This is a genomic window from uncultured Chitinophaga sp. (assembly GCF_937874145.1).
Taxonomy (GTDB): Bacteria; Bacteroidota; Bacteroidia; order Chitinophagales; family Chitinophagaceae; genus Chitinophaga.
The window spans coordinates 1-10,867 of the sequence record NZ_CALNBI010000101.1; the positions used below are offsets into that span (position 1 = coordinate 1).

Sequence of the window (10,867 nt, forward strand, 5' to 3'; positions counted from 1 at the left end):
ATTGGAAAAACGATACAATATGAAATCAACCATCCTTACCCTTGCCGGACTGTTTCTCTGCGCGATCTCCTTTGCGCAGGACCCCGTGAAATGGTCCTTTGCTTCAATGAAAGTGGCCGACGGCACGTATGAAGTGCTCCTGTCCGCACAGGTTGCCAAACCCTGGCACATTTACAGCCAGTCGAGCCCCGCCGATGCGGCCCGGCCCACCACCATCACTTTCAAAAAGAACCCGCTGCTCACCTTGCAGGGCGTGCCGAAAGAAAATGGAAAAATGATCAGCAAGTTCGAGGAAAATTTCGGGAAGACGGTGAAGTTCTATGAAGACAAGGTAAATTTCGTACAAATCGTGAAGGCGCGGGGCAAAGCGAAAACCACGCTTTCCGGCAGCATCGAATATATGGTCTGCAACGATCACGAATGCCGGCTCGGCGATCCGGTCGATTTTACCGTGTCGCTCCGATAGCCTGTCCGCATTACAATCGATATCATCCCATATAGCCGGCAGCGCCCGCTTTACCGGAGCGGGCGCTGTTTTATTTTCCTTCCTTCCCGGTTCCGAAAAAAAAAGAAAAAATCAAAAAAATCTAATAACTTGATCCGCGCATCAAACTGTATTGTCGTATTTCAATTAAATCACTGCAATTGGAAAATAAACGGTTGTCTGAAATATCCAAACGGATCGAAAACGACGATGAAAATGCTTTCAGGGAGATCTACGATCTGTTTTATTTCGACCTGACCGCCTTTTCCCGGCAGATTATCGCGGATACCCCGGCTGCGGAAGACGTGGTGGAAAATGTTTTTATCCGCCTCTGGCAAAACCGCAAGACCCTCGGCAATATCAATAACCTCTCCGCCTACCTCTACACCGCCACCAAATACGCTTCGATCAATTACCTCAAAGCGCGTAAGAACGTCAGCGACGTGTCGATCGAAGACCTGGACGACCAGAGCATCTATTCCTTTTCCACGCCCGAAACGCATATGATCGGAAAGGAAGAAGTCCTGACCATCCAGAAAGCCATCAATCAATTACCCCCAAAATCCAAACTCGTGTTTTACCTCGTAAAGGAAAAGGGGCTCAATTGCCGGGAGGTGGCCAAAATACTCAACTCCTCCGTGCGCACGGTGGAAACCCAGCTCTACCATTCCCTCAAGAAAATCGCCGCCATACTGGAAGAAAGCCAGGTGATCCTCCCCAGGCGGAGTACCCGCTAATCGCCTACCAGCCTGATTTTCCCGGTTGCCGGGCGAATGATTCCGGAATTCCGGAATTTTTTTTTGCCGCGACTACGTAAATCGGCCGGTTATGTTGTCTTACAGTTGAAGAATTATCGTCTAATCCATGCAAAGAAGCCGTTTAATTGAATTGCTCGCAAAGAAGAAAGCAGGGAGTATTTCGCTGAAAGAACAGTTTGAATTGTCTAAATGGCTGCAGGATCATGATGAGGACAGGGGGCTGGCAAGCCGGATAGATGAAGTGTTTGGACTGCATTACGGTCCGGAACGGACCGAGGAAGAATTAAAGGGGAAGGAGAAAAGCTGGAACCGGATCATGAAGTCGATGCATTCGGAAGAGAACGCCGAGCCTCCCATCCCGAAGACTCCCCGGATCTTTACCTGGCGCCGCATCATCCCGATGTCCGTCGCCTCCGCCATTCTGCTCTGCGTGGCAGGTACGGGCACCTGGTACTGGACGCTCGCCAAAAAGGAAGCCCGCTCGCGCCAGAACATCGTTGGCACCGAAAAAGGATCGCGCTCCCGGCTCACCCTGCCAGATGGCTCGAAGGTGTGGCTCAACGGCGACAGCCGCATCACCTACGGCGCCAGCTTCGGCAAAAACAGCCGCGAACTGACCCTTATCGGGGAAGCATATTTCGACGTGGTCAGGGATCCCAATCACCCCATGATCATCAAAACAGACGCGATCACCATCAAGGTACTGGGCACCGCCTTCAATGTGCGTGCGTATCCCGATGAAAAATCAACCGCCACCACGCTGGTAAACGGCAAAGTGCAGGTTTCAGTGAATAATAAAGACGCAGTGAGCTATACCTTGTCGCCCGACGAAAAATTAATCGTCAACAACGAATCCGGACTGGCAGATGGCCGGCAGGGCGCAGGCCGGAAAGAAGAACAGTTACTGGAGAATATAACCAAAATCAAAATAGTAAAAACAGACTCTATTCCTCCCGAAGCACAGTGGACCAGGAACAAACTGGTCTTTGCCAACCAACCGCTCCACGAAGTGGCGAATATTTTATCGCGCTGGTATGGCGTAACGGTTATCGTGCAGGGGGGCGACGACATGAAAGCCCTGCAATTCACGGGCATTTTTGAAAACCAAAATATCCAAAGCGTTATGGAATCATTACAAGTCGCCGGCGGGTTCAGATTCAAAATCAAGAACGACTCGATTTTGATCGCGCCATAAACCAAAGTCTTTTTGCATATGATAAGTTAACACACCCTGATTGTAAACCAGAATCGGACGGGCCTCCACGTGCCCTGATGTAAACCAGATGTCAAACATCCAACGGGCAATGCCGGCTGGATCTCAACTGAATTCTAAAGCTATGACTAACACGTACTGCTATAGCCGAGGCTATATGTTTAAGCAATTAGTTGCCATGAAAATCATACTTTTTCTAGCGCTCTTCACTGGTTCTTCGCTCCTGGCCAACGATCTCTCGGGGCAGGACAAGATCACGCTCAATTTCAACCGCGCGCCTATCGAAAGCGTCCTGCGGATGATCCAGGCGCAGAGCAGGTACTCGTTCGTGTATCAGTCGGAAGTGATCCCCAAGGGTATTGAGGTCAATATCAATACCAAAAACGCCACCATCGATACGGTGATGACGCAGATTTTCCGGAACACGCCGCTGTATTACAAGAAAATGGAGAACAACGTGATCGTGATCCTCAACCGGAAAATCCCCGAAGCCAGGCCCGCCAATGCACAGCCGCCGGTCACCGTCAGGGGATCGGTGAAAGACAGGGCCGGCGGCATGATGCCGCATGTGTCGGTATACGTGAAAGGAACGCAGCACGGTACCATGACCAACGAGAAGGGCGAGTTCAACCTCGAGGCTAACCTATACGACAGCCTCGTTTTTTCTTTCGTGGGTTATAAGCAGCAAACGGTTTTCGTGGCCGACAGCCGGCCGCTGATCATCGTGCTGGAAGCCCAGGAGGGCAGCCTGAACGAGGTGGCGGTGGTAGGTTATTCGCGGCAGAAAAAATCCAGCATGGTGGCGTCGGTGACCACCATCAAGCCGGGAGAGCTGCGCATCCCCAGCAGTAACCTCACCAACGCGCTGGCAGGGAGGCTCGCAGGGGTGGTGGCGTACCAGCGAAGCGGGGAACCGGGGCTCGATAATACCGCGTTTTTCATACGCGGCATCACCACGTTCGGCGCCTCCGCCAAAAGGGACCCGCTCATCCTTATCGACGGTATCGAGCTGAACGTGAGTGACCTGGCCCGCCTGAACCCAGACGATATCGCCAGCTTCAGCATCATGAAAGACGCACTGGCTACGGCGCTGTACGGCGCCCGTGGCGCGAACGGTGTTATCCTCGTCACCACAAAAGAAGGGAAGGAAGGAAAGATGAACGTGGACGTACGCCTGGAGAATTCCTTTTCCATGCCTACCGAACGGATCAAGATCGCCGATCCCGTTACTTTCATGAAAATGCACAACGAAGCGGTGAAAACCCGCGACCCCAACGCGCTGACGCTGTATACCGACGAAAAGATCACTTTCACGGAAATGGGGCTGCATAAAGATATTTACCCGTCCACCGACTGGGAGGAGACCATGTTCAAGAACTACGCCATGAACAACCGCGTGAACCTGAGCTTCACGGGAGGCGGAACGGTTGCACGGTATTACGTAGCGGCGGCGGTGACGAAAGATGAAGGGAACATGCGCGTCGATAAGAAAAACGACTTCAACTCAAACATCAAACTGTATAAATATTCACTCCGTTCCAACGTCAACATCAACCTGACGAAAACGACGGAAATGTCGACCCGTTTTGTGGCCAACTTCGACGATTATACCGGTCCGATCGACGGGGGTACTGCTATGTACCGTAAAGTGATGCAGGCCAACCCGGTGCGCTTCAAGCCCTATTACGCGCCGGATTCCGTGTTCTCCTATGCCAAGCACATCCTGTTCGGCAACTTCGAAACGGGGAACTACCTCAATCCGTATGCTGAATCGCTGCGCGGTTACAGGGATTATAACCGGAGCAATATGCTGTCGACCGTTGAGCTGAAGCAAAACCTGGATCAGTTCGTGAAAGGCCTCATGCTGCGTGCCCTGGTGAACTTCGACAGGCGTTCGGAATTCAACATGTCGCGCGCCTATGTGCCGTTTTATTATAACATCTCCGCTTTCGACCTGAAAGACGATTCCTACCGGCTGGTGCGGCTTAATCCTACCACGGGCAGGGAAACGCTGGATTACGATGCGCGGAACACTTCGCGTACCGTTGCCAACAGCTTCTATTTCGAAAGCGCCGCCCAATACAACAACAACTTCGGCAAAAACAGCGTGAACGGCCTGATGGTATTCACGGCACGCCAGTTCAAACAGGGCGCGCCCGACAGGATTCAGATTGCGTTGCCTACCCGTAACGTGAGCCTTTCCGGGCGTTTCTCCTATAATTACGACTCCCGCTACCTGGCAGAGTTTGCTTTCGGGTATAATGCTTCGGAGCGCTTTTCCAAAAATAACCGCTGGGGCTTTTTCCCGTCGTTCGGCGCCGGCTGGGTGATTTCCAACGAGCCGTTCTTCCAGTCCCTGACTTCTACATTCCGCCAGCTGAAGATCCGCGGTTCCTACGGTATCGCGGGTAACGAAGCGATCGGCAATACCGACGAGCGCTTCTTCTACCTCTCTGAAGTTGACCTCAACGCCCCTTATTTTGTTAACTGGGGAGCCAACATGAACGAAAACCCCGGTGGCATCAACGTACGCCGGTATGCCAATGACCAGATCGGCTGGGAGCGTTCCTATAAAACGAACCTGGTACTCGAATTCAACCTCGTGAACGGCCTTTCGTCCATCATAGAAGTGTATAAGGAAAGAAGGAAGAACATCCTGCAGGACAGGATTATCCCCGCGACCACCGGCATCCTGCCGGCCGTGAAAGCTAACCTGGGCGAAGCCGAGGGCAAGGGCATCGACGTGGAACTGAATTACGACAAGCGGATCGGCAAGAACCTGCAGCTGACCGGCCGCGGTACGTTTACGTACAGCACCAGCCGCGTCATCAAGTGGGAAGAGCCCGATTACGGAAAGAACCGCTGGCTTTCCCGTGTGGGTACCAGCCTCGGCCAGACCTGGGGATTGATCGCGGAGCGTCTGTTCATAGACGACGCGGAAGTGAAAAACTCACCCAAACAAGAATTCGGTAATTATTCCGGCGGCGATATCAAATATCGCGACATCAATGGCGATGGTAAGATCGATAATCTCGATTTCGTGCCCATCGGCCATCCCACGACGCCGGAGATCATTTACGGCTTCGGTTTGTCTGCCGCCTGGAAGCAATTCGACGTCAACTTCTTCTTCCAGGGCCTGGGCCGCGAATCCTTCTGGCTCAACCAGGACAACATGACGCCATTCATCGACGGCGATAACGACGACGGCAGGGTAGGGCAGAATGCCGTGATGAAGGTGATCGCCGACGATTACTGGTCCGAATCCGACCGTAATCCCTACGCCTTCTGGCCGCGGCTTGCCAACTACCGGATCGACAACAACCGGCAGCACAATACCTGGTTTATGCAGAATGGTGCTTTCCTGCGGCTAAAATCGGTCGATATCGGCTATACATTCCCCAAGCGCTGGCTGCAGCGGTATAAAATCGCCAACCTGCGTATTTATGCCAGTGGTAACAACCTGGCGATGTGGAGCGCATTCAAGCTTTGGGACGCCGAAATGGCAGGCTCCGGGTTCGATTACCCGTTGCAGAAAGTGTATAACATAGGAATAAACATTGGCCTGTAAACGATTTAACCATGAAGAACGTAATATGCAAGTTAGCTGTCATTTGCAGCCTGTTGACGGGAGCGGTCTCCTGTAATAAATACCTCGATGTGGTGCCGGATAACATCCCGACGATCGACGATGCTTTTTCGGACCGGTACAACGCCATGAAATTCCTGGCCACCTGCTATTGGGGCATTCCTAAATCCGCGGGCTGGAACGAGAACCCGGCCATGCTGGGCGCGATGGAGCTGATCTTCAACCGCGACCGCCGCACGCAAGGTGGCATGCAATATGCACTGGGTGAAAACAGCGCCGTGCTGGCCATTACCAACTACTGGAGCTCTGGCAGCAACATGGTACGCTCGCTCTATGCCGGTATGCGGGATTGCAACACCTTTCTTGAAAATATCGACGGTGTGATGGACGTCAACCGTTACGAAAAGGAAAGGATGAAGGCGGAAGTAAAACTCATCAAAGCATACCTGAATTTCTATCTCATCCAGTATTACGGTCCTATGACGCCGCTGCGGACGAATCCCCCGCTCACCGAATCCACCGGCGGCATCCGGGCGTACCGCGAAACGATTGACGAGTGCTTCGGCTATACCCTGGAGCTCATCAACGACGTGATCAACTCAGAAGCATTGCCTCTGAATATTGAAGGGAAGGGTTCGGAACTCGGCCGGTTTACGCGCCCTGTCGCTTACTTCCTGAAAGCAAAAGTGCTGACTTACTGGGCCAGCCCGCTCTTCAACGGCAACAGCGATTACAGCTCTTTCCTCAACCACGAAGGCAAGCCTTTCTTCAACCAGCAGTTCGTTGCGGCACGCTGGGACAGTGCGGCCAACGCCTGTAAAAAAGCGATAGAAGTATGCCGTGCCGCCGGGCACCGCCTTTACGTAAAAGGTGATTTTATGGCCGTGAACAGCAAGCCTACTTCCGATACGACTTTGCTGATTAATACCCTCCGGAGCTCGGTAACGCAGCGCTGGAACCCGGAGATCATCTGGGCCAACTCTTCTTACCCCGCCAACTGGGACTACCAAATCACGGCCCTGGCGCGGATGGAAGGCGGTACCTCCACACCTTCCGGCAATACCGGTATCCTGAGCGTGCCGCTGTCGACCGTGGAACTGTTTTACTCCGACAATGGTGTTCCTATCAATGAAGACATCGAGTATCCCTATTCCAACCGTTATAACATCCGGACCGGCGACGCGGCGCATAACCTGCTCATCGCAAACGGAGAGAAAACGGCTTCTCTCAACTTTGACCGGGAGATGCGGTTTTATTCCTCTTTCGGGTTTGACAGGGGCCGCTGGTATGGCAACTATTACAAACCGGTAGACGAAGCCAATATTCCATTCCCCAAAAACAGATTCGGGGAGTATTCTTCCGTATTTAATCCCGGGGAATACAATGCAACGGGCTACTGGCCGAAGAAACTCGTGTCCATGAACACCACCTGGCGGGACCCGAACAGCGTTTCCGAAGAGAGCTATCCCTACCCGGAAATGCGCTTTGCCGATCTGCTGTTACTTTGTGCCGAAGCGCTGAACGAAACGAAAGGCGCGCCGGATGACGAAGTATACCAGTACATCGATTCCGTACGGCAGCGCGCAGGCCTCAAAGGTGTCGTGGAAAGCTGGGCACAATACTCCAACCAGCCGGGCAAACCGCTCTCGAAAGTAGGCATGCGCCAGATCATCCAGCAGGAAAGAAAGATCGAACTGGCGGCGGAAGGCGTATACATGTGGGACAGCAATCGTTGGAAAACGGCGATGAAAGAACGCAACCGCCCTATCCAGGGATGGAATGTAAACTCCAGCATCGTGGAAGAATACTATACAGTAACCACCGTGTACTTCCAGCGCTTCACCTACAGGGATTACTTCTCGCCAATCCCCCAATCGGAACTGATTAAAAATCCTCTCCTCATTCAAAACCCCGGATGGTAAGGGCAAAAAAGTTGGATTATGAAAAAGATATTCTTACTGATAATAGTTTTGGCAGGCGCGGTGCAAGCCTGTACAGAAAAGGAAAATACGCCGATCTCCGCTGCCACCGGCAAGCCGGAACAGGTGACGGAAGTGGCGGTAGTTAACGAACCGGGCGGCGCCACGATTACCTACCGTATCCCGAAACAGGCGGATGTCATCAGCGTAAAAGCCGTGTACAAATTGTCGACCGGCAAACAATATGAATCCGTGGCTTCCATGTACAACAACAAGCTTTCGGTGCTGGGCTTCAACGACGAAGAAGAGCATGAAGTGCTGTTGTACACGGTGAACAGGGCGCAGGAAATGTCCGATCCGGTGACATGCAAGATCAAACCCATGCGTTCGCCGCTGAAACTGACGGCCGCAACCGTGGGCGTTCAGACCGACTTCGGGGGCGCGCGCTTCACCTGGATGAACGAGCTCAAAACGCCCCTGGCTTTTGAAATGTATACCCCGGATTCCCTGGGTCGCATGACGCTCGTACGTGTCGTAAGCTCCCAGATACTCGACGGGCTGCAGTCGCTGCGCGGATATCCGCCGGTGTCACGCGTGTTCGGGCTCGTTGTAAAGGATAACTACGGCAACCGCTCAGATACGATCTTCCCGCCGGGCAAATCGCTCGTTCCCCTGTTTGAGGAACGCCTGCCGAAGAATGCCATGAAAATCATGAAACTGGCGAACGACCAGAATTTCACCAACTGGGAAGGCACCGATCAGAAGATGATCGACGACGATCTGACTTCTTTCGGGCACTCGCCTTCGTCGTCTATGCCCGCGCCGTTTACACTGGACCTTGGCGTTACGGCGAAAGTCAGCCGCATTGTGCTGTTCCAGCGTAATTTCAGCAGCAGCTATTACAACTGGGGCAATCCGCGGCAGTTCGACGTATATGTGAAAGTAGGCGCCCCGTCGCAAAGCGGCGACTGGAACGAGTGGAAGAAGATCATGGAAACAGAGATCGTGAAACCTTCCGGAACGGGCAGCACCGTTACCGATGAAGATCTCCGTACCGCGGAAAACGGCCATGAGTTCACCTTCGATCTCGCCCAGGAACCGGTACGCTATATCCGGATCGTAGTCCGCTCCACCTGGGGAAGTACAACATTCACCCACCCGGCGGAGATCGACGTGTACGGAGAACGGCAATAAACATCCATTTAAACTGACAAGCACATGAAATATTTACTGCATGTTTTATCGTACCTGTGCATCCTCACAACGGTTGCATCGTGCGATAAATTCACGGACATCCATAAGGAATACATCGAAGGCGGTGAGATCATCTACGCCGTAAAACCCGACTCTGCCGTATTCATCGCGGGGAAGGAAAGGCTGATGATGCGGTTATGGATGGAAAACGGACAAAACATCAAGGAAGTGATCGTATCGTGGAACAGCGGGCAGGATTCGATGGTCCTCCCCATGAAACTGAAACCCGGCAGGGACAGCATCGAAGTGCCGCTTAACGATCTTGAAGAGAAATCCTATTCCTTCAATATCTATACGATGGACAATTTCGGCCACCGCTCCCTGACTTATACCACGTTCGGTACCACTTACGGTGATACTTACGCCAGTATCCTGCAAAACCGGCGTGTCAAAAAGATCTCGCTGACCGATCAGGCCGGTGTGGTAGACTGGTTTGCCAAAGCAGAGGGGATGATCTTCAATGAAGTGAAATTCATCAACCGGCGAGGTACGGACACTATCGTACGCTTTTCTGCGGATGCGTTCTCGGTGAATATGGAGGTAGCCGGAAGTGCCGAATTCCAGTACCGTTCGCTATATATCCCCGAAGCGGAGGCGATCGATACGTTCACGACCGCCTGGACGTTGTCACCGGAAAAATTCCCCGAATTCTTTTCGTATGACCGTTCAACCTGGGAAGTATTGTCCGTTTCCGATGAAACGGAAAGCGATGGCGGCGGTAAGAAAACTCTGATCGATGGTAACCTGAGCTCCTACTGGCATTCGCAGTGGGACCCCAATAACGTGGATCCCCCGCACTGGGCGATTATCGATATGAAAAAGGAAATTAATATCACCCATTTCACCATCTACCGCCGCGGCGGCAATACCGACGCCAAAACCGCGCAGTTCTTCCTCGGCAACACCAGCGATCCCAACGGCGCCTGGACCCTCGCGGGAGAAGGCGTCTTCGGTTCGGGGGATATGCTCAAAGTCGATAATACCGGCAACGCGACCGGCAGATACCTGAAAATTTATCTGCCAGACAGCAACCGCCCGCCTTTCACGGCCATCGCGGAAGTATATGCATTTGGAAAGTAATCATAACGGGTAACCGGCTTAGAAAAGGCAGTCCATTCAGGACTGCCTTTTTTTGTAGTGATGCATTATTTCTGTGTTCCGGTGGGCCTTTGCACTTCCCGTTTCAGCTTAATGATTTTCAGCATGTCTTCCATAACATTCGCCGGGTTGAAGCTCAGCGGGAAAGACCGCGGCGGGAATTCCTTGAACGTATCCGCAAACTGGAAAACTTCATCCATGACGCCGTACATAGACCCAACATGGTTCAGTTGCCAGTCCCAGAAAGTATTGGAAGTGATATCCGCCCGTTCGAACGGGTCCTGGAAAAGGTTGAAGATCTTTTGCAGTCGAAGTGTGGTGAAAGGTTCTGCCCAAACGCCCATTGTACCCTGCATTCGCTGTTCGGAGAACACATATTTGTAGTCTCCCGACCGGTAGCTCACCAGCAAGCCGTCGTCATCCGCGTAAAAGAAGTTTTTCCGCGCACTTTTTGTGCCATTATTATTCGCAGCCGTGCCGCTTACGTTGCGTAGGAAAGCCGACTGGTCGTATCCGTCGAGGTGTACTTTGTAGGTTTTTCCGTTCGCATTGTAA

General features: G+C 52.6%; 7 protein-coding genes and 1 pseudogene. 7 read left to right on the forward strand and 1 reads right to left on the reverse strand.

Going from position 1 to position 10,867, the window contains the following annotated elements:
- The first annotated feature begins 19 nt into the window (after nucleotides 1–19).
- From Q0510_RS04495 to Q0510_RS04525, 7 genes are all read left to right on the forward strand, one after another.
- Nucleotides 20–466 (forward strand): protein-disulfide reductase DsbD domain-containing protein, encoded by a 447-nt coding sequence (locus tag Q0510_RS04495; protein ID WP_298708653.1) that lies wholly within the window; start codon nucleotides 20–22, stop codon nucleotides 464–466.
- Between the two features lie 194 nt (nucleotides 467–660).
- A complete protein-coding gene (locus Q0510_RS04500) occupies nucleotides 661–1,221 on the forward strand; it encodes an RNA polymerase sigma factor (protein ID WP_298708655.1) in 561 nt (186 codons plus the stop codon).
- 127 nt (nucleotides 1,222–1,348) lie between these two features.
- Nucleotides 1,349–2,437, forward strand: coding sequence for a FecR family protein (locus tag Q0510_RS04505; protein WP_298708657.1), 1,089 nt, complete (start codon nucleotides 1,349–1,351; stop codon nucleotides 2,435–2,437).
- 196 nt (nucleotides 2,438–2,633) lie between these two features.
- Nucleotides 2,634–6,023, forward strand: a complete 3,390-nt coding sequence (locus Q0510_RS04510) for a SusC/RagA family TonB-linked outer membrane protein (protein WP_298708659.1) — start codon at nucleotides 2,634–2,636, stop codon at nucleotides 6,021–6,023.
- Between the two features lie 11 nt (nucleotides 6,024–6,034).
- Complete coding sequence (locus tag Q0510_RS04515; RefSeq protein WP_298708661.1) at nucleotides 6,035–7,963, forward strand: RagB/SusD family nutrient uptake outer membrane protein; 1,929 nt, start codon at nucleotides 6,035–6,037, stop codon at nucleotides 7,961–7,963.
- Nucleotides 7,964–7,981: 18 nt separating this feature from the next.
- Entirely contained in the window at nucleotides 7,982–9,154 is a 1,173-nt protein-coding gene (locus Q0510_RS04520; protein WP_298708662.1) for a DUF5000 domain-containing lipoprotein, read from the forward strand.
- Between the two features lie 24 nt (nucleotides 9,155–9,178).
- Nucleotides 9,179–10,294, forward strand: coding sequence for a DUF4998 domain-containing protein (locus Q0510_RS04525; RefSeq protein ID WP_298708664.1), 1,116 nt, complete (start codon nucleotides 9,179–9,181; stop codon nucleotides 10,292–10,294).
- A 65-nt stretch (nucleotides 10,295–10,359) separates the two neighbouring features.
- On the opposite strand, the pseudogene Q0510_RS04530 reads toward Q0510_RS04525, so the two are convergent.
- Nucleotides 10,360–10,867, reverse strand: a pseudogene (locus tag Q0510_RS04530) (hypothetical protein); the annotation flags it as partial.